The 19,187-nt window shown below is 59.9% G+C and carries 16 protein-coding genes; 6 read left to right on the forward strand and 10 right to left on the reverse strand.

The genetic code is table 11. The features are described from left to right. Window positions 1-12 precede the first annotated feature (12 nt). The 4 genes from hrpA (at window position 13) to ACOH1Z_RS09505 (ending at window position 6,856) form a co-directional block, all read left to right on the forward strand. Window positions 13-3,939 (forward strand): ATP-dependent RNA helicase HrpA, encoded by a 3,927-nt coding sequence (gene hrpA / locus ACOH1Z_RS09490; protein ID WP_449648254.1) that lies wholly within the window; start codon window positions 13-15, stop codon window positions 3,937-3,939. A gap of 99 nt (window positions 3,940-4,038) precedes the next feature. After that, on the forward strand, window positions 4,039-4,893 hold the full coding sequence (locus tag ACOH1Z_RS09495; RefSeq protein WP_449648255.1) for an HpcH/HpaI aldolase/citrate lyase family protein: 855 nt from the start codon (window positions 4,039-4,041) through the stop codon (window positions 4,891-4,893). A 53-nt stretch (window positions 4,894-4,946) separates the two neighbouring features. Continuing rightward, window positions 4,947-6,104 carry a thiolase family protein gene (locus ACOH1Z_RS09500; protein ID WP_449648256.1) on the forward strand — a complete coding sequence of 386 codons (1,158 nt, stop codon included), beginning with the start codon at window positions 4,947-4,949 and terminating at the stop codon, window positions 6,102-6,104. Beyond that, on the forward strand, window positions 6,101-6,856 hold the full coding sequence (locus ACOH1Z_RS09505; RefSeq protein ID WP_449648257.1) for a 3-hydroxyacyl-CoA dehydrogenase: 756 nt from the start codon (window positions 6,101-6,103) through the stop codon (window positions 6,854-6,856). The genes ACOH1Z_RS09500 and ACOH1Z_RS09505 overlap by 4 nt, the downstream gene beginning before the upstream one ends. Window positions 6,857-6,889: 33 nt before the next feature. Here ACOH1Z_RS09505 and ACOH1Z_RS09510 read toward each other — a convergent pair whose 3' ends face one another. The 7 genes from ACOH1Z_RS09510 to ACOH1Z_RS09540 form a co-directional block, all read right to left on the reverse strand. After that, window positions 6,890-7,672: an amino acid ABC transporter ATP-binding protein gene (locus ACOH1Z_RS09510; protein WP_304612869.1), complete on the reverse strand. Its 783-nt coding sequence runs from the start codon at window positions 7,670-7,672 to the stop codon at window positions 6,890-6,892. Next, on the reverse strand, window positions 7,669-8,685 hold the full coding sequence (locus tag ACOH1Z_RS09515) for an amino acid ABC transporter permease (protein ID WP_449648258.1): 1,017 nt from the start codon (window positions 8,683-8,685) through the stop codon (window positions 7,669-7,671). Before ACOH1Z_RS09515 ends, ACOH1Z_RS09510 begins: the two co-directional genes overlap by 4 nt. Before the next feature lie 9 nt (window positions 8,686-8,694). Next, entirely contained in the window at window positions 8,695-9,585 is an 891-nt protein-coding gene (locus tag ACOH1Z_RS09520) for an ABC transporter substrate-binding protein (protein ID WP_449648259.1), read from the reverse strand. A 221-nt stretch (window positions 9,586-9,806) separates the two neighbouring features. Continuing rightward, window positions 9,807-10,334 (reverse strand): hypothetical protein, encoded by a 528-nt coding sequence (locus ACOH1Z_RS09525; protein ID WP_449648260.1) that lies wholly within the window; start codon window positions 10,332-10,334, stop codon window positions 9,807-9,809. A gap of 75 nt (window positions 10,335-10,409) precedes the next feature. Then, entirely contained in the window at window positions 10,410-10,889 is a 480-nt protein-coding gene (locus ACOH1Z_RS09530; RefSeq protein ID WP_449648261.1) for a GNAT family N-acetyltransferase, read from the reverse strand. Beyond that, window positions 10,886-11,884 carry a ribonucleotide-diphosphate reductase subunit beta gene (locus ACOH1Z_RS09535; RefSeq protein ID WP_449648262.1) on the reverse strand — a complete coding sequence of 333 codons (999 nt, stop codon included), beginning with the start codon at window positions 11,882-11,884 and terminating at the stop codon, window positions 10,886-10,888. The genes ACOH1Z_RS09530 and ACOH1Z_RS09535 overlap by 4 nt, the downstream gene beginning before the upstream one ends. Before the next feature lie 79 nt (window positions 11,885-11,963). Beyond that, window positions 11,964-14,405, reverse strand: a complete 2,442-nt coding sequence (locus tag ACOH1Z_RS09540; protein ID WP_449648263.1) for a ribonucleoside-diphosphate reductase subunit alpha — start codon at window positions 14,403-14,405, stop codon at window positions 11,964-11,966. Window positions 14,406-14,653: 248 nt separating this feature from the next. On the opposite strand from ACOH1Z_RS09540, the gene ACOH1Z_RS09545 reads away from it, so the two are divergent. Further along, entirely contained in the window at window positions 14,654-15,862 is a 1,209-nt protein-coding gene (locus ACOH1Z_RS09545) for an MFS transporter (RefSeq protein WP_449648264.1), read from the forward strand. 22 nt (window positions 15,863-15,884) lie between these two features. Here the strand turns inward: ACOH1Z_RS09545 and ACOH1Z_RS09550 are convergent, their stop codons facing one another. Then, window positions 15,885-16,883, reverse strand: a complete 999-nt coding sequence (locus tag ACOH1Z_RS09550; protein ID WP_449648265.1) for an aldo/keto reductase — start codon at window positions 16,881-16,883, stop codon at window positions 15,885-15,887. A 9-nt stretch (window positions 16,884-16,892) separates the two neighbouring features. After that, window positions 16,893-17,021 carry a hypothetical protein gene (locus tag ACOH1Z_RS09555; RefSeq protein ID WP_449648266.1) on the reverse strand — a complete coding sequence of 43 codons (129 nt, stop codon included), beginning with the start codon at window positions 17,019-17,021 and terminating at the stop codon, window positions 16,893-16,895. A gap of 168 nt (window positions 17,022-17,189) precedes the next feature. Between ACOH1Z_RS09555 and ACOH1Z_RS09560 the strand changes: the two genes are divergently transcribed. Next, window positions 17,190-17,897 carry a M50 family metallopeptidase gene (locus ACOH1Z_RS09560; protein WP_449648267.1) on the forward strand — a complete coding sequence of 236 codons (708 nt, stop codon included), beginning with the start codon at window positions 17,190-17,192 and terminating at the stop codon, window positions 17,895-17,897. 9 nt (window positions 17,898-17,906) lie between these two features. Here the strand turns inward: ACOH1Z_RS09560 and ACOH1Z_RS09565 are convergent, their stop codons facing one another. Beyond that, complete coding sequence (locus ACOH1Z_RS09565; protein WP_449648268.1) at window positions 17,907-19,166, reverse strand: FAD-dependent oxidoreductase; 1,260 nt, start codon at window positions 19,164-19,166, stop codon at window positions 17,907-17,909. Window positions 19,167-19,187: the final 21 nt, after the last annotated feature.

Genomic DNA, 19,187 nt, shown 5'->3' on the forward strand with positions numbered 1-19,187 from the left:
AGCTGAAGGGCTATGTCCGCCTCCGAAGTTCACTCCGCCAGCACCGCAACGCTGCTGCCTGCCGGGGTAGCGATCACGTTCCCACCTGAGCTGCCCGTCAGCCAGCGCCGGGACGACATTGCGAAGGCAATCCGCGAGAACCAAGTCGTGATCATTGCCGGAGCAACCGGGAGCGGAAAGACCACCCAGCTGCCCAAAATTCTGCTCGAACTGGGCAAGACATCCATTGGGCACACGCAGCCCAGACGGATTGCCGCCCGCACCGTCGCCGAGCGCATCGCCGAAGAACTCGGCACCGAGCTCGGCGATCTCGTGGGTTACCAAGTGCGCTTCACCGATCGCGTCGGCAAAAACACGCGCGTGAAGCTCATGACCGACGGCATTTTGCTCAACGAAATTCACCGCGACCGCGACCTCAAAAAGTACGACGCGATCATCATCGACGAAGCCCACGAACGCAGCCTCACCGTCGACTTCTTGCTCGGCTATCTCAAGCAGCTTCGCGCCCGCCGCCCCGATCTCAGCATCATCATCACGAGTGCAACAATCGACCCCGAAAGCTTCTCCAAACACTTCGACGGTGCCCCGATCATTGAAGTCTCTGGTCGCACCTTCCCCGTCGAAATTCGGTACCGCCCCCTCGTCGCTGAAGAGAAAGTTGGTGACGACCTCGAATCAGAGGATGCCGAAGAAGCTGCCGCCAACCGTGCCGACCGCGACTACCTCGAAGGCATCAACGATGCCCTCGACGAACTCTCCCGCGAGAGCGACGGCGACGTGCTCGTATTCCTCTCGGGCGAAACCGAAATTCGGGATGCCGAAGAAGCGATCCGCGGACGCATCAGCGCCGGCAAGCTCTCCGAGGGCACCGAAGTGCTTCCCCTCTACGGTCGGCTGAGCTCCGCCGAGCAGCACCGCGTCTTCGAGTCGCGCCGCACCCCAGGCACGCGACGTCGCATCGTGCTCGCCACCAACGTTGCCGAAACCAGCCTGACCGTGCCGGGCATCCGCTACGTCATTGATGCGGGAACGGCCCGCATCAGCCGCTACAGCACGCGCGCCAAGATTCAGCGTCTGCCGATCGAGGCCATCAGCCAGGCCAGCGCCAACCAACGCTCCGGGCGTTCGGGCCGAACGAGTGACGGAATCGCGATCCGCCTCTACTCCGAAGAAGACTTCAACTCGCGCCCCGAGTTCATGGAACCCGAGATTTTGCGCACCAACCTCGCGGCGGTCATCCTGCAGATGATCTCGCTTGGTCTAGGCAATATCGCCGAGTTCCCGTTCCTGCAGCCACCAGATTCTCGCGGCATCAAAGACGGGCTCGACCTGCTCACCGAACTGGGTGCCGTCGAAAACGCGATGGTGGGGCAGACGAAAGCCGGAAGCAAATCCGGTGCCACAAAAGATGCCACCCCGCGCATCACCCGCATCGGCAAACAACTCAGCCAACTGCCGATCGACCCCCGGCTCGCCCGCATGGTGCTCGAGTCGAAGCAGCACAGCACCACGCGCGAAGTCATGGCGATCGTCGCTGGGCTCAGCATTCAAGATCCCCGAGAACGCCCTCTCGATAAGCGACCCCAGGCCGACCAACAGCACGCGCGCTTCATCGACCCCATAAGCGACTTTCTCACCATGCTCAACCTCTGGAACTACCTCGAAGAGAAACAAAAAGAACTCTCGGGCAATCAGTTCCGCCGGATGTGCAAGAACGAGTACCTCAACTATTTGCGCGTGCGCGAATGGCACGACGTGTACCGCCAGTTGAGCCGCATGGCCAAACCGCTCGGCCTCGTGATCGGTGACGCACACTCGAACCCCGACGGCATCCATCGCTCACTACTGGCTGGCTTGCTCAGCCACATTGGGCTCAAGGATGTCGCGAAGCGCGACTACATTGGCGCACGTCAAACCCGCTTCGTCATCTTTCCCGGCTCAGCCCTCGCCAAGAAACAGCCCAATGCAATCATGAGCGCCGAGCTCGTGGAAACGAGCAGGCTCTTCGCGCGCATGAATGCGTCGATCGATCCGGTGTGGGCGGAGAAGCTCGCGGGCGATCTCGTGAAGCGCAGCTATTCGGAACCGCACTGGGAGAAGAAGCAGGGTGCAGCAGTCGCGTTCGAGCGCGTGACGCTCTATGGCGTCACGCTGGCCGCTCGCCGCCGCATCCAGTTCTCCCGGGTGGATCTTCCTGCCGCCCGCGAACTCTTCATTCGCCACGCCCTTGTCGAGGGCGAAGACGACCTGACAAAGCGCGACAAGCGCGTGTGGGGCTTCGATGCCTCGAACCGTGCCCTGCGCCGTGACCTCGAACAGCTCGAAGAGCGCAGCCGTCGCCGAGACATCCTTCACGATGACGAAACTATTTTTGAGTTCTACGACAAGCGTGTGCCCGCCACCGTCGCGTCCGTGCGTGACTTCGAGGGCTGGTGGAAGAAAGCTCGTCACGACTCTCCCGACCTGCTCACGCTCACCACGAACGATCTCCTTGAGAACGCGGATGACGCCGAAGTCGATGACACCGCGTTCCCGACGACATGGGTTCGTGGCGACCAGACGCTGAGCCTCACCTACCGCTTTGAGCCAGGAACTGACGACGACGGTGTGACTATTGCCGTTCCGCTGCCACTCCTCGCTGGCCTTCGCCCCGACGGCTTCGACTGGCAAGTGCCTGGGCTGCGCGACGACCTCGTCACCGCGCTCATTAAATCGCTGCCGAAACCCATCCGTCGTAACGTTGTTCCGGCCGCCGACTGGGCCCGCCGCCTGCTCGAAGCTGCCCCCGACGATCCTGCAACCGCAGCGTTTGAGGGCGGACCATCGTTGACCGAATTCTTGGCGAAAGAAATCGCGCGGCTCACATATGCCACCGTGTCGACCTCCGACTTCGATCTCGATCGCGTACCCGCGCACCTCCGTGTCACTTTTGCGGTTATCGACGAAAACGGCAAAAAGGTCGGCGCGAACAAATCGTTGCGCAGCCTGCAGGCAAGCCTCAAACCAGTTGCCCGCGAAAGCGTCGCGCGTGCGGTCCAAGGTGCTACGCGCGGCTCCGCTGAACCCCACACCAACACCAACACCCTCGAACGTTCCGGGATTACGAGTTGGGACTTTGGCGAACTTGACCGCTCCCGCGACACCAAGCACGGCGGCAACACCATTCGCGCCTACCCCGCGCTAGTGGACGACGGCGGCTCAGTCTCCATTCGCCTCATGTCGACCCCCTACGATCAGGCCATCGCCCACCAGAGCGGTGTGCGTCGCCTCCTGCTGCTGGCGATTCCCTCGCCACTCGGCTATATCAACGAACATCTCACGGGCACCGAAAAACTCGTACTCGCCCAGAGCCCGTATCGGTCAACGAATGCCCTCTTCGACGATTGCTTGCGCGCCTGCGTTGACTCCGTCATGGGCGACCGCGAAGTCTTTTCACAGACCGAGTTCGAGGCGCTGCGCAATGAAATTTCGGCAGGGCTGGTCGACTCGCTCTTTGCGACCGTCTCGCTCGTGGCATCTATTGTTTCGGGAGTTCGGCTCGCCGACAAGGCGATACGTGCCGCAACAAGCATGCACTTGCTGACCCCTCTCGGCGATGCACGCGAACAGCTCGATGCCTTGGTCTACCCCGGCTTCGTTTCCGCGACAGGGCTCACGCAGCTGCGCCGCCTGCCGGTGTACCTCAAGGGCATCGAACATCGTGTGACAAAGCTCACCGAGAACCCCGGCAAAGACCGCGGGTGGATGTCAGAAGTCGAGCTGGCGACCCGTCGCTATAAGGATGCCGGTGGCACTCTGCCGCTGGAGCAGTATCCCGAACCACAGATCGCGCGCGCTCGGTGGATGCTCGAAGAGTTGCGCTTGAGCCTCTTCGCCCAACACTTGGGCACCGCGGAATCGGTGAGCGTGCAACGAATCGCCAAAGTACTCGCTTCGTAGCGCCCGAGTATTCGACGGCACACAGCCATCACCGGGTACCCTTAAGGCTGCGAGTGGCACGAGAACGTCGCCTCTCTAATGAAAGAAAGCAGCTGACGCGTGTCTGAAAGCACCAACGATCACCCGACCACCCACGATGTTTCCGCCGAGATTGCTCGGTCGTGGCTTCTGGTCGCAGCAACTCGTCCCGAAGAATTTGATCGCGCTGAGCAGTCTCGCGCCGACCAAATCATTCTCGATGTCGAAGACGCTGTTGACCCGCGCCTCAAGTCGTCAGCTCGTGACTCGGTCGTCGAGTGGCTGAGCAATGGTGGCAGTGGTTGGGTCCGCATCAATGACCGCACTTCTGACTTCTGGTCAGACGATGTGGATGCTCTCGCCGGACTTCCAGGCCTGCGCGGCGTCATGCTCGCCAAGGCTGAGGCAGCAGCTCACGTCTCAGAAACTTTTGACCGTCTCAAGGGAGTCACACCGGTGATCGCCCTCGTCGAGTCTGCACTCGGCATTGAAGAAGCAGCATCGATTGCTCGCGCCCGTGGCGCCTATCGTCTAGCGTTCGGCAGTGGCGACTATCGCCGCGACACCGGCACGAGCTCCGACGACCTTGCGATGGCCTACCCACGCTCGCGTCTCGTCATTGCGAGCCGCGTCGGCAACCTGCCCGGCCCGATCGACGGCCCAACCGTCGGCACTAACCACCCGGTGCTGCGCGAACAGGGCAGCATGGCTGTTGCCCTCGGCATGACGGGCAAGCTCTGCCTCGACCTCGAGCAATTGCCCATCATCAACGAAGTCATCAGCCCCACTCGCTCAGATGTGGCGTGGGCTCGCGAATTCTTGGAAGACTTCGAGGCTCGTGGCCGCGTCATCCGTGATGGCAGTGACCTGCCCCGCCTGGGTCGAGCTCAAAAGATCGACAAGCTCGCTCGCGCCTTCGGTGTTGAACCCGCCTAAACGGGGCTCTCATAAGGCTCGCATGATGGCGAGCCCACGATTAGTGTTGAGGCATGACAACGGCAGTCATCGTTGATGCGATTCGCACGCCTTCGGGCCGAGGCAAACCCGGCGGAGCCCTCTCTCAAGAGAACCCCATCGATCTCCTCGCAACGGTGCTGAACGGGCTACTCAGCCGCCACGATCTCGACCCGGCAATTATCGATGATGTGATGGGCGGCTGTGTGACGCAGTCGGGCCAACAGGCCGTGAATGTGACCCGCAACGCTGTTCTCGCTGCTGGATTTCCGGAGACAGTTCCGGCAACCACGATCGACCGCCAGTGCGGGTCCAGCCAGCAAGCCGCACACTTCGCTGCTCAATCGGTGATGGCCGGGATCAACGATGTTGTGATTGCCTGCGGTGTTGAACTGATGAGTTCACACCCCATCGGTCAGGCAACACTTAGTCAGAGCACGATGAGTCCGCTACTGCGCGCACGGTACCCTGACGGCCTCGTCAATCAGGGAATCTCCGCCGAACTGATCGCCGCACGCTGGGGCCTTGATCGTGACGACCTCGACCTCTTCGCCGCTGACTCGCACTCCCGCGCTTCGCTTGCGGATTTCAGCAGTGAAATTCTTCCGATCGGAGATTTAGCACGCGACGAAACTGTGCGGCCCGGTACTACCGCTGACACGCTCTCCGGCCTCTCCCCTGCGTTCTACGACGCCGCGATCGCGGCACGCTTTCCCGAAATCCAGTGGCGGGTAACGGCAGGCAATTCCTCACCACTCACCGATGGTGCCTCCGCTGTGCTCATCATGAGCGAAGAACGAGCAGCCGCGTTCGGACTGAAGCCTCGAGCCCGTTTCCATTCCTTCGCGGTGGTCGGCTCCGACCCCATCGAGATGCTCACCGGGATCATTCCGGCGACCCATCGCGTGTTAGAGCGCAGCGGCATCCGTCTCGATCAACTCGACAGCATTGAGGTCAACGAAGCGTTCGCCTCAGTGCCCCTCGCCTGGCTTAGAGAATTTGCCGTTGACCCCGCGATCGTAAACCCCCGGGGTGGCGCGATTGCCCTGGGCCACGCCCTCGGGTCCTCGGGCACACGCCTCCTCAGTACCCTCGTCAATCATCTCGACCACACCGGCGGCCGCTACGGACTCCACGTCATGTGCGAAGGCGGCGGCATGGCAAACGCCACCATTATTGAAAGGCTTGCATGAAAATTCAAGATGCCGCAGCACTCATTACCGGTGGTGCGAGTGGACTCGGGCTCGCCACCGCTCGCGCTCTCGCCGCCCAAGGTGCCCACGTCACCATCGCCGACCTTCCCAGCTCCCGTGGAGTCGAGATTGCCGCCGAGAATGACTTCCGGTTTGCGCCAACCGATGTGCGCTCGGAGGCCGACGTCCAAGCCGCGGTCGCCCTTGCGAGTTCGACGGGACCGCTGCGCATTGTCGTGAACTGTGCCGGCGTCGCGACACCGGGCAAGACTCTCGGCCGCAATGGGGTGCTCCCGCTAGAAACGTTCGAGATGGTGATCGGCATCAACCTCACGGGCACCTTCAACGTCATCCGTTTGGCGGCAGCCGCGATGGTCGAAACCGACCCGGTTGACGGCGAGCGTGGAGTGATCGTGAATACGGCATCCGTCGCTGCGTTTGATGGGCAGATTGGACAACCAGCCTATGCAGCATCGAAGGCCGGAGTTGCCGGCATGACTCTTCCCCTCGCCCGCGAGTTTGCGTCATCGTTTGTGCGCGTCATGACCATCGCCCCGGGCATCTTTGAGACACCGATGATGGCTGGGCTGCCGCAAGAGGCGCAAGATTCGCTCGGCGCTCAAGTGCCGCATCCGTCGCGCCTGGGGCGCCCCGACGAATATGCCGCACTCGTGCAGCACATCGTCGAAAACCCGATGCTCAATGGCGAAGTGATTCGCCTTGATGGTGCGATCCGGATGCAACCGCGCTAGCGGCGACACCCGGATCGACTAACGGCTACAGCGCTAGAGAACCTTTGAGAGGAACGCTTTCGTGCGTTGGTGCTGGGGGTTGCCGAGCACTTCGTCGGGGTCACCCGACTCCACCACAACGCCGCCGTCCATGAAGACGAGCTGATCAGCGACTTCGCGCGCGAACCCCATCTCGTGCGTGACAACAATCATGGTCATTCCGGAATCGGCGAGACCCTTCATGACATCGAGCACTTCACCGACCAGTTCGGGGTCGAGTGCGGAGGTCGGCTCATCGAACAGCATGAGCTTGGGCTCCATAGCGAGAGCGCGGGCGATAGCCACTCTCTGCTGCTGGCCACCGGAGAGGTGGGCCGGATAGGCATCCTCTTTCTCCGCAAGACCAACCTGAGCCAGCAGTTCTCTGCCGTGCGCGATTGCGGCTTCTTTCTTCACCTTGTTGACGCGGATGGGCGCCTCAATGATGTTTTCGAGGGCTGTCATATGCGGAAACAGATTGAACCGCTGAAACACCATGCCGATATCGCGGCGCTGACGGGCCGCTTCGCGGGGCTTGAGCTCATAGAGCTTGTCGCCGCGCTCTTCGTATCCGACCAGAACGCCATCGACACTGAGTCGGCCAGCATCGACGCGCTCAAGGTGGTTGATGCAGCGCAAAAATGTCGACTTGCCCGATCCGCTTGGCCCGACAAGGCACATAACTTCGCCCTGCGGAACTGACAGCGAGATGCTCTTCAGCACCTCGTTAGAGCCGAAACTCTTCGACACACGGTCGGCGTGCACCATAGGCACGTCGCTTACGGCTGCGTTCGTCATTGGTGCTCCTTTCCTGTCGGATCGGTACTGGAATCGTCCGTGTCGGATGCTGCACCAGGGGTCTCGATGACTCCGGTCTTGAGCGTGATCACTCCGGTCTCGATCCCCGCTTTTTCGGGGCGTGCTTGGCCGACTCCGCGCGAGAAACGCTTCTCCAAGAAGTACTGGCCCACCATCAGGATCGAGGTGAACAGCAGGTACCAGGCCGAGGCTACGAGCAATAGCGGGATCGGATCAAAGATCACTACGGAGATGTCGCGCGAGCGTCCGTAGAGTTCCAAACTGAACGGAATAGCGGTGACCAGTGAGGTGGTCTTCAGCATCGAAATTACTTCGTTGCCGGTCGGAGGGATGATGATGCGCATGGCCTGCGGGATGACGACGCGCGTCATCGTCTGTAGCCACGACATTCCGAGGGCAGTTGCTGCCTCGTCTTGTCCCTTATCGACCGAAAGGATTCCGGCACGCACGATCTCGGCCATATAGGCGGACTCATTGAGCGCGAGCCCAATCACGGCAAGCCAGAACACGCTGATGAGATCGTTGGTTTCCACCGAGAGCCACGGCTCGGTGAAGGGGATGCCCACGTCGATCGTTGAGTAGATCGTCGCGAAGAGACCCCAGAACACGAGTTGCACGTAGACAGGAGTTCCGCGGAATACCCAGAGGTACAACCACGCAATGCCCTTAACAACAGGGTTGTCCGAGAGTCGCATAACCGCGAGGGTGACGCCCAAAATGATCGCGATGATCATCGAGTACACCGTTAGCAGGATCGTGTAGCCGGCGGCCTGCGAGATTCTCTTGTCGAAAATGTATTTGCCGAAGTTCTCCCAGCCATACGCTTCGCGCTGCGAAGCATCAACGATAAAGAGAACCAGCATGGCAACGAGGATGACCGCAACAACATTGCGCCACGGGTGGCGAAGGCGAATCGCTTTGATCGCCTCTGCTTGGTCAGCGCCGTTCGGCGACACGCTTACGGGTGTCGCCGAACGGCCAGAATCTGACACAGCCAATACCTAGCTGGTAGTTGCCGCGTTGATGGTGATCGACGAGACAGCACCGCTGAAGACGCCCCAGTCTTCGAGGATCGTCTTGTAGGTTCCGTCGTCGATCATCGACTGGAGTGCAGCCTGGAGTGCTGCAGAGAGTTCTGAATCCTTCTGCACGGCGATGCCGTACGGTGCGGTATCAAAGGAGTCGCCCGCGAGTTCGATCTTGTCTTCGACCTGGCTCACTGCGTACTGCGTGATGGGCGAGTCGGCGCTCATTGCGTCTGCACGGCCCAAAGCGAGAGCGTTGGTCGCTTCGTCTTGCGTGTCGAACTTGAGGATGTCGATGGGCTCTTTGCCAGCATCCGTGCACTCTTGCGACTTTGCGGGAAGCTCATCGGTCTCTTCGTAAGTCGCAGTCTGCACAGCTACCGTGAGGCCACAGGCGTTAGCGGGATCAACGTCTACACCGATCAACTGTGCCCACTGGATGCCGGCTTCGTAGTAGTTGACGAAGTCGACGACCTTCTCGCGCTCTTCGTTGTCGGTGAACGAGGAAAGCCCGATGTCATAGCTGCCGCCCGTGACGCTGGGGATGATCTTGTCGAAGCTCGATGGCTGGTATTGGGTCTCGAGACCGAGCTTGGCCGCCATGGCGTTGCCGAGGTCAACTTCCCACCCGATGGGGTTACCGGCGTCGTCTTTGTACTCGTTGGGGGCGTAGGTCGGGTCGATACCGATGACGAGAACGCCGGCGTCTTTGATGTCGGCCGGGAGCAGAGCAATGGCAGCAGCATCAGTGCCAACGTCAAGGTTGCCCCCACCCGTATCGGTGCTTGGTGTGCTGTTGTCAACACAACCCGACAGCATCAGGGCCGTAGCAACGACCAATACTGGCAGCGCGAAATTGATTCTCATGGTCCAACCTTCTCTTTATCCAAGTGAATGTGGTCGCCGTTGACGAGGCTGGAATCCCGCAGGACGCACCTCGTTGAAACGTCGACCTAGGCAGCCTACCTTCGGGTGCACGCAATTTTTCGCCCACCCGCGCCGCGTGACTGCGAGGCTGCGATCAATGTGACGGATATGTGCTGCACACGTCGAAATGCTGCTTTTGGTCCACTTTACGCCGGTGTGGGCTAGTACTCGCCCTGCGCCGCAGCCTCAAGTTCAGCAAAGTTAATGGTTCGCAACTCACGAAGCCGACGCTTGCGTTGAGCGTCATAGGAGGGGTCTTCCATCGGCAAGTAGGCAACGCGAAGTTTGGCAATGATTGCGGTGCCGATTTCGCTCCAGGCAAGCTCCCGCGCTTCATCGATGATGCTCGAAATCAGTTCGCCATCCATGGATGCTTGGCGCAGTCCTTCAGCGAGCCCCGTTTGAACCGCGCGGTTACGGTCAGAGTGCGATCCTCGGAGGAGGTGCTCTGCTTGCTCAGCAAGCTGGTCGAACTCGACGTGAACCAGACCGGCCAATGCGCCGTCATCGTAATCAAGGTGGTCTCGTGCGGCATCCACAATGATTCGGTTTTTTACCGCCATGCGCACAGCATTGCGGGCGATCAGCACACCCTCTTCGACGACCCTCTCGATCGGGGCCTCTTCGACGGGCTCGGGCGCCCTAAATTTGCCCAAGTTAAGGCGCGGGCGCCGCCGAATAAATCTCACAGTGCAATTGTTCCGGTTTTGATTGATGAACGGTATCCCCCGTCCAGTGCAGCTTAGATGGACAACCTGAACGGGCTACAAGGTCTTCTCGTAGCAGACACCGAAAGGAATCGCAGCGTAGTGCCCAAAAGCGTCAATCCGTTGGTATCCCAAGCTCTCGTAGAGAGCCATAGCCGGCACTTGAACGTGGCCAGTTTGAAGCACCAAAGAGCGCGCCTGAGCTTCTCGCGCTACGCCCTCAAGCGCGTTCATGAGTCGGCGCGCAGCACCCTTGCCACGATGGTTCGAGTCGACGAAAACCTTCTTGACCTCAAGGGATGACCCAAACGGGCGCAAGGCTGCGTGCCCGATGACCGAATCGCCATCGAGCACCAGCGCCGTATGAGTAATCTCCGACGGCGCAATCGTCAACGCTGCATGTACCGCAGCGCGACCAGCATCATCGAGCTCTGCCTGACGGTCGGCATACATCGCCGTCGTCTCGACATCCATCGCCGCTCGCTGCTCAACCGCTCGTGGATCAAGCCAATCGACCCACTCAACGGTCAGGCTCACTCCGCTTTGACCTTGGTGGTTGCCGACGCGTTTGCCTCATACGAGGTGTTGGTCGACTCAAAGAAGTTCACGAGTTCAAGAGTGTCGTTGGCGGTTGCCATCCACTTGGCCGGGTTCGTGACCTTGTAGTGGGCTTCGAAACCAAGCTCCTCGAGGCGTCGGTCAGCCAGGTACTTGACGTACTGGTTGATGTAGTTGGCGTTGAGCCCGAGGATGCCACCGGGGAGAAGGTCGTGGTTGTAGGCCTCTTCCATTTCCACAGCATCCAGAATCATCTGGCGAATTTCGTCAGCGAACTCTTCGGTCTGAATCTCGGGGTTCTCTTCGAGCACCGTGAGAATCAGGTTGATACCGAATTTGAGGTGCAGGCTCTCGTCGCGAACGACCCAGTCCATGAGCGAACCGAAGTTGCGCAGCAGGTTGCGCTGACGGAATGACAGAGCGACCATGAATCCCGAGTAGAACCAGATGCCCTCAAGGACCACGTTGTACGCAACGAGGTTGCGAATGAAGTCTTGCTTACCTTCGATGGTGTTGATGTCGAGGGTCTGCTCCGTCATACGACGGATGTACTTCATCTCAAACTCTTCTTTGCGCGCCATGGATGGCACGTCGACGTGAGAGTTGTAGGCAGCTTCACGGTCGATGGGGAAGGTCTCGAGAACGTACTCGAAGCTCATGCAGTGGTTCGCTTCTTCCCACATTTGCTTCGCCAAGTACAGCGAGCATTCTGCAGCAGAAACATACGGGTACACACCGAAAGCGAGCGCCTTGTTGACGAGCAACTCATTCGGGTTGAAGTAACTCATGAGGAAGGTCACTGCGTGACGCTCTTCATCAGTCATCTTCTTGAAGTCGGCGATGTCTTCGCCCAACTGAATCTCGTTAGGGAACCACGTGTTGGCGACGGCCTGGTCGTACAGGTCCATTGCCCACTGGTACTTGATCGGCTTCAGTAGGAGGCCATCTTGCAGGCCTGTTCCTAGAATTCCCATTACTGGCAGCTATCGCACTGAAGGTCGTCCATGGGATCGACGGGAACGAAGTAGTCGTCTGTGATGTTGTCGCGGTTCATTATGCTTCTGCCTTCTTTGCAAATCCGCCGAAGCCTCGGCGTGCGGGAGTTGATGATGCTGCGGTTGCTCCGGCCTCAGACGATGCAGCCTTAGTCGACGAGATCTCCTCGGACTTGTTGACCTTGACGGTCGACTGCTCTGCCTGGTGGCGGGGCTTCATGTGGAGGTAGTAAGTGGTCTTGACGCCACGAGACCACGCGTCGAAGTAGATGTCCATCATGTCGCCGAGGTCACGCGTCTCGAGGTACATGTTGCGGCTGATGGCCTGGTCGATCCACTTCTGGGCACGAGCGGCAACCTCAAGGAACGCATACGGCGAGAGCTGGAAGCTCGTCTTGAATACGGCCTTGATGTCGTCGGGGATGCCGGCAACGTTCTGGATGTCACCCTGGCTGCGCAGAATAGCTTCGCGGTTCTTCTCCCACAGTCCGTGCTCCTGAAGCGTCTCCACGAGGTTGCGGTTCACTTCAAGGAACTTGCCGTTTGACGTCGAGCGGCTGAAGATTTGCGAGAACTGCGGGTCGAGGCCGGGCGTCGTGCCGGCAACGAGGCCAATGGATGCGGTTGGCGCGATCGCCATGAGCGTTGCGTTACGCATTCCACCCTTGACCTTTTCACGCATGGCATCCCAGTCAAGGCGCGTCTTGCGGTTGACCTTGATCTCCATGCCACGGTCTTCTTCGGTGAGCGCGATGGAGTCGAGCGGCACGAGGCCTTCCGACCAACGGCTGCCTTCGAAGTTCGTGTACGAACCGCGCTCCTTGGCGAGTTCGGTGCTGGCATCGATCGCAGCGTAGGAGACGTGCTCCATGATTTCGTCGATGAGGTCGTAGGCCTCTTCGCTCTCGTAGCTGTAGCCGAGCTTCTCGATGATGTCGGTGAAGCCCATGACACCAAGGCCGACGGCGCGGTTCTGTTCGTTCGAGAAGTCTGCTTCTTTCACACTGGAGCGGGTGATGTCGATGAGGTTGTCGAGCTGGCGTACCGCCAGTCGAGCGCTCTCAGCAATCTTCGCGAAGTCAACTCCGCCTTCAGGCAGGAGGTGACGCGAGAGGTTGATCGATGCCAAGTTGCAGACGGAGACGTTGTCTTCGTCTTGCGGGAGCGTGATCTCGGTGCACAGGTTGGAGAGGTGGATCGTGCCCGTGTTGTTGTTGAGCGCACGGTTGTTGATGGTGTCTTTCCAGGTCAACCACGGGTGGCTCGAGGTCTGCAACGAGATGAGGATCGACTTGAACTGCTCGCGAGCACCGATCTTCTTGAACATGTGCATTTCGCCGGCGTCAGCCATCGCGACATATTCGTTGTAGCGCTTCGAGAAAGCCTTGCCGTAAAGCTCGTTGAGGTCGGTGACTTCGAGCGGGTCGAAGAGGTACCAAGAGTCGTCGTTCTGAACGCGCTTCATGAACTCGTCGCTGATCCACACTGCCGTATTGGCCGTGCGAGTGCGGCGGTAGGGGTCACCCGAGTTGCTGCGGAGTTCGAGGAACTCCGGGAAGTCCATGTGCCAGTTCTCCATGTAGAAGCACAGCGCACCGAACTTCTTGCCACCGCGGCTTACCGCACGCAGGATCGAGTCGATCGTGTGCATGAACGGGATGGGACCGGTTGAGGTGGTGTTGTTCGAGCGGATGGGCGAACCCTGAGCACGAAGCTTGGTGACCGAAAGGCCAATTCCGCCGGTGCCCTTAGTGAGCCACATGACATCGCGTGTCGTCTTAGCGATGTGCTCCATGTCGTCTTGCATTTCCATGACGAAGCAGTTGGCGAGCTGCGGGTAGATCGTTCCCGCGTTAACGAGAGTGGAGCCGGCAGCCAAGTACTCGAGGCTAGACATTTTCTCGTAGAACTTGAGGGCAGCCTCGTTGGGGTTCGCTTCGTTGAGCGAAAGACCCATCGCGATGCGCATCCAGAAGTACTGCGGAACCTCAAGCGCATCGCCATTGCGACCCTTGATGCCGTAGCGGTTGTTGAGCGTAACAACACCGATGTACTTGAGCAGTTCATCGTGAGCAGGCTCAAGGTGCTCGGCGAGAGCATCCAAGTCGAACATGCTGGTGAGGCGAGGGTCGAGGAGTCCCTCTTCTACGCCACGGATGACGTTGGGGCCGAAGTGCTCTTTGTGCAGACGCTTGAGGTCAGCGGCGTCGGTGTAGTCACCGAGAACGCGCTTGTAGATCGTCTTGAGGAGAAGACGGGCTGCAACGGTGTCGAAGGCCGGGTCATCTTTAACGTTTTGGAGAGCAACCTGAATGACGGCTTCGTCGAGTTGCTGGGTCGTGATGCCATCAAACAGCGTCAGTTCGAGCTCGGAGGCGATCTGGGTTACCCACGTGATGTTGTCGTCGAGACCGGTGGCGGCATCTTCAATTGCGAGGTTGATCTTGTTGGCGTCATACGGCTCTCGCTGACCGTTGCGCTTGACGACTGTAATTGCCACAAAAACTCCCTAAAATCCCCATAAAACCTCGAAAACCGCGACCCCCGGCCAAGCGGTTCCACCACTATATATCGTGGGTGCCACCTGTCGCCAACCCTAGATGTAGTGGGCGTGTCCTCCACAGGTGTGGATAACTTCGCGGGGTTTTCCACAGCCTATGGATAACCACTGACACCCCAGATATCCGCGGAGAGCCGGCCTCTAATGACCGAAAAATGGCCCACTTCGACAGCTAAGCTGGAGTTCTTGTGAATGCTTACATCGACCTGTTGAAAACTCCGGGCATCGCTAGGATCATCGCGGCCCAACTAACCGCCCGACTGCCTGGCGGCATGCTCTCTTTGGCGATCCTGCTTCACGTTGAACAGATTCACAATTCTTATGGCGCTGCCGGCCTAGTGCTCGCGGCAACGAGTATCGGCCAAGGCGTCGCCGGTCCCCTCACCAGCCGTTGGATGGGCATTTGGGGAATGCGCAAAGTGCTCATCCTGACTCTCATCATCTCGGCAGCCGCAATCTTCACCATCGCGCTCGTTCCGCTCAGCGTCGGCATGTTCATGGTCGTCGGTCTCATCGCCGGACTCAGTAACCCGCCGGTGCAACCAGCAGTACGCACGATCTACCCCAAAATGGTGAACTCGAAGCAGCTGACCCCGCTGTTCTCTTTGGATGCCTCTGCCCAAGAAATTATCTGGGTAGCCGGACCAGTAATTGCCACCTTCCTTGCCATTCAGATTTCCACGACCACAGCGATTGTCGTTGCTGGAGCCTTCCTTCTCGGCGGCGGCGCGTGGTTCATCGCCAGCCCGGAAGTCGGTCAGGTGCGCATCCCGCGCAGCAAACGATCCTTCGGCACCGTGCTGCGTCGACCACCCGTGATGTTGGCAACAATCACCGGCTTCCTTCTTGTCGGTGCTGCCGCAGCGGTCGAAGCATCCGTCGTCTCAGTCTTTGGACACGACGGACCCCAGGCCGGTTTCGTACTCGGCATCTGGGCCATCGGTTCGCTCTTCGGCGGCCTTTTCCTTGGCCACCTCCCGATTGGGCCGTGGGCTCTTGCTCGCCGCATGTTCATCGTTTTTGTCGGCATGGCTTTGGCGATGTTTAGCCTCAACTTTTGGTGGCTTGCCATCATGCTGCTCATCGCCGGTATTGGCATCGCCCCGGCCTTCGCCGTCATCTTTGCCATCGTGTCGGCAAGCGTGAAGTTCAGCGATACCGCCGAGGCTTACGGATGGGTCGGCACCGGTCAATTGATTGGTGCAGCCCTCGGTTCCGCTGTCGCCGGGTTCCTGATCGACGCCTACGGGCCCATCGGTGGATTCTGGGCAGCCACCGTCATCGCCGCTCTCGGCGTGCTCGTCCCCACAATTTTGCGAGGATGGCACCCCGACCTGCGCGGCAAAGACGCGAGCCCCATCCCCGACACCGAACCAATCAGTACGCTGCGCCAGTAGCTAGCGCGTAGCTAGCGCGCCGCTACCAGCGGGGATGAACGGCCGCGCGAAAGTGGCGATCGTAAATGTCTCGCACGCCAGCCATGAAGCCATCGCTCAGCGCCTGAACATCACCGGCTGCGGCATTCGACTGCGCCTGAGCAATGTTGCGCGCTCCCGGGATCACGGCACTCACGCCGTGCTGCTGCGCAACCCATGCCAGAGCAACCTGAGGGGTCGAGAACTCGGCAACGGCAGGCTCCGCCGCCAGCAACGCTGCGAACTCTTGAGCGGCGGCAACACCGGTCTCGAAGTCGACACCCGAGAACGTCTCGCCGACATCGAAGGCTTCGCCGTTGCGGTTGTAGGTGCGGTGATCGTTCTCGGCGAAAGTCGTGTCTGCGCGGTACTTACCACTCAGCAAACCGGATGCCAGCGGCACACGGGCGATAATTCCTACGCCGGCGGCAGCAGCGGCCGGCAATACCGCATCGAGGGGTTTGAGGCGGAAGGCGTTGAGGATAATCTGCACGCTCGCCACGTGCGGGCGGGCGATTGCGGCGAGTGCTTCATCCGTAGTTTCGACGCTCACACCGTAGGCGGCAATTGCCCCTTCGGAGACGAGAGTATCCAGATCGTCGAAGACGGCATCCATGCTGAAAACGGCGGTTGGCGGGCAGTGCAGCTGAACAAGGTCGAGCGTGTCGGTGCCGAGGTTGCGTCGCGAGCGATCGGTCCATTCGCGAAAGTTAGTGAGGGTGAAGTGTGCGGGGTCTTGCTCTGCGCGGCGCCCCATCTTGGTCGCGACGGTGATGTCGAGTTCTGGGCGATCGGCGAGATAGCGACCGATGAGGGACTCGCTGCGCCCATCACCGTAAACGTCTGCGGTGTCAAAAAAGGTGACTCCGCCATCGACGGCAGCGTCGAGCACGCCGCGAGCATCCGCTTCGCTTACATCACCCCAATCGGCACCAAGCTGCCAGGTGCCGAGGCCAATTACGGAGACAGAGCGGCCTGTGCGGCCAAGAGTGCGGATGTCCATGGGCTAACGCTACGCCTCCCCCGCGACAATTCTGCACACGGCAGAAAACTCGCGACCAGCGGCTGCTCGGCCACTTTGCTGAAAGCCCAGCAAGAACAGCGTGGTTCTGGTGTAGCGGGTGGTGAGAATGGTGGCCATAGTTTCGGTGTCGATTCCGATGACGGAAGCATCCTGCAGCGAATCTTCGATGTACTCTCGGCAGGCAGCGTCGCGGATGCGCGGCGTGCATGACGGTGATGGCCCTCACGCCGCGTGAGAGTGTGCGCACTGGCCAAATAATTCGCGCGCTAGTGAGAGAATTCGGGAATGGATGACCTTCTCGCTTCCCTTGCCCGCACGACACCGGTCGCGATCTCGCCGACAGTTCTGATCATCATCGTGGCCTCAGCCGCGGTGCTGAGCATTCCGCAACCGATCTGGAAGTGGTTCGGGCTCTTCACCACCCTTGTGCACGAACTCGGGCACGCGGTTGGCGCTATTCTCACCGGTCGATTTGTGCACGGAATGAAGATTCGGATGAATCATTCGGGAGAGGCAGTCAGCAGCGGCCGCGGCAAACTTGGATCGTCGATCAGCGGGTCGCTCGGCTATCCCGCCCCCGCAATCGTCGGCGCCATCCAGTTGTGGTGCGTTACTCAGGGCTACACAGCGATGGCGCTGTTCGTGGGTGGCATCATCCTTGTTCTCACCTTGCTTGTGATTCGCAATCTCTTCGGGTTTCTCGTTGTCGCCGTTTCGGCCGCGGCGAGCGCCGCTCTCTGGGTGTGGGCCACCCCGGAACAGCAAAGCTACGTTCTGCTCGTGATCGCCATCGCGCTTCTTGTCGGAAGCGTGCGCGGCCTCGCCACCGTGATCGGTGTACACACTCGTCGGCGCGACCAACTGAGCACGTCAGACGCCTATCTGCTCTTTAAGCGCACCGGCATCCCTTCGGTGGTGTGGTTATTGCTCTTCGCCGTCCTTATTGGTGCGAGTGTCATCTGGGCTGTAACGACCGTGCTCGAAACGTACTAGCGCGCAACGCTAGTGTCGCTGTTTCGCCGAGGGTAAAAGCACCCCGCGCGCGATACGCTCCGGCCGAAAACCGTAACCCACAATTCGGGCAAGCACGGGGCGGATGCGCGGCAGGACGACCGCGATCACCAATCGTTCCCGCAACCATGGTGGGTTGTGGATGACGGTACGACTCGTCGCCCTGTCGATCAGCCGGTGAGCTACCCGTTGCATGCGCTGCATGAGTGCGGTTGGCAGGCTACGGCGACGCTGAACGGCAGCACACACGGAGTCGATCGCTGCGGCATCCGCCCCGTGCTTTCGCAACACGGGAACAAGGATGTTCGCCAGCGCGACCGCATCTTGGATCGCATAGTTGATACCAACGCCGAAAGCTGGCGACATCGCGTGGGCGGAATCGCCAATGCAGAGCGCACCCGGCACTGACCATTCGTGAATTCGATTGATCTGCACAGAGAGCAGTTTCACTTCAGCAAAGCTGCTAATTGCTGCCGTGACATCGGTGAGCCGGGGCGCGATGCTGCCGATTTTACGGCGGAAGGCTGCAATGCCATTCGCTTGCAGTTCCGGGAATGTACCTTTGCGAATGAGGAGACCGCACTGAAAGTAGTCGGGGCGCGGAATGGTAACGAGGGCGCTGCCGTTGCGAATCTGGGCCAGAGTATCGCGCACAGCTTTGGTGGGTTTTGGCACCCGAAACCACAACACATCAATGGGGACGCCGTAGTCGGTGGGCACGAGACCGAGCGCCTGGCGCACGGTGGAATCGCGCCCGTCAGCGGCAATAGTTAGTGCGGCCCGTACCTGAAGTGTGCCGTTTGGCGTTGAAGCCGCGACCCCAACTACGCGTCCGTCGTCGCGGATCACATCGTGCGCAGTTGCTTCCATCACGAGTCGAAAACTGGGCTGTTTGTTGGCTTCTGCGACGAGCATGTTCAACAGATCCCATTGCGGCATGAGCGTTACGTAGCGGTGCGGGGCAGGAAGCGTCGTGAAATCAACAGCCCGAACTCGGATGCCGTCGATCACAGCGTCTAGAGTCGAAAGTTCGCTGTGGTCAATCGCTTTGGCTTCGTCGCGCAAGCCAAGCTGATCGAGCAGGTTGAGCGTTGATGGATGCACGGTGTCGCCGCGGAAGTCGCGCAAGAAATCAGCATGTTTCTCCAGTACAACGACGTCGATTCCGGCGCGGGCTAAGACAAGCCCTGCCACTATTCCCGCCGGGCCGCCGCCCGCAATGCATACCGTGGTAACAAGTTTTTCGTCCATGAAAAGCTCCGTCCCGTGACG

This window comes from Rhodoglobus sp. (genome assembly GCF_053580035.1).

Coding starts and splice junctions, on each gene's coding strand:
- ACOH1Z_RS09535 (WP_449648262.1), bottom strand. CDS start 11,884: ATGGGAATTCTAGGAACAGGCCTGCAAGATGGCCTCCTACTGAAGCCG.
- ACOH1Z_RS09565 (WP_449648268.1), bottom strand. CDS start 19,166: ATGGACGAAAAACTTGTTACCACGGTATGCATTGCGGGCGGCGGCCCG.
- ACOH1Z_RS09510 (WP_304612869.1), bottom strand. CDS start 7,672: ATGACGAACGCAGCCGTAAGCGACGTGCCTATGGTGCACGCCGACCGT.
- ACOH1Z_RS09550 (WP_449648265.1), bottom strand. CDS start 16,883: ATGGACATCCGCACTCTTGGCCGCACAGGCCGCTCTGTCTCCGTAATT.
- ACOH1Z_RS09555 (WP_449648266.1), bottom strand. CDS start 17,021: ATGGCCACCATTCTCACCACCCGCTACACCAGAACCACGCTGTTCTTG.
- ACOH1Z_RS09560 (WP_449648267.1), top strand. CDS start 17,190: ATGGATGACCTTCTCGCTTCCCTTGCCCGCACGACACCGGTCGCGATC.
- ACOH1Z_RS09505 (WP_449648257.1), top strand. CDS start 6,101: ATGAAAATTCAAGATGCCGCAGCACTCATTACCGGTGGTGCGAGTGGA.
- ACOH1Z_RS09500 (WP_449648256.1), top strand. CDS start 4,947: ATGACAACGGCAGTCATCGTTGATGCGATTCGCACGCCTTCGGGCCGA.
- hrpA (WP_449648254.1), top strand. CDS start 13: ATGTCCGCCTCCGAAGTTCACTCCGCCAGCACCGCAACGCTGCTGCCT.
- ACOH1Z_RS09520 (WP_449648259.1), bottom strand. CDS start 9,585: ATGAGAATCAATTTCGCGCTGCCAGTATTGGTCGTTGCTACGGCCCTG.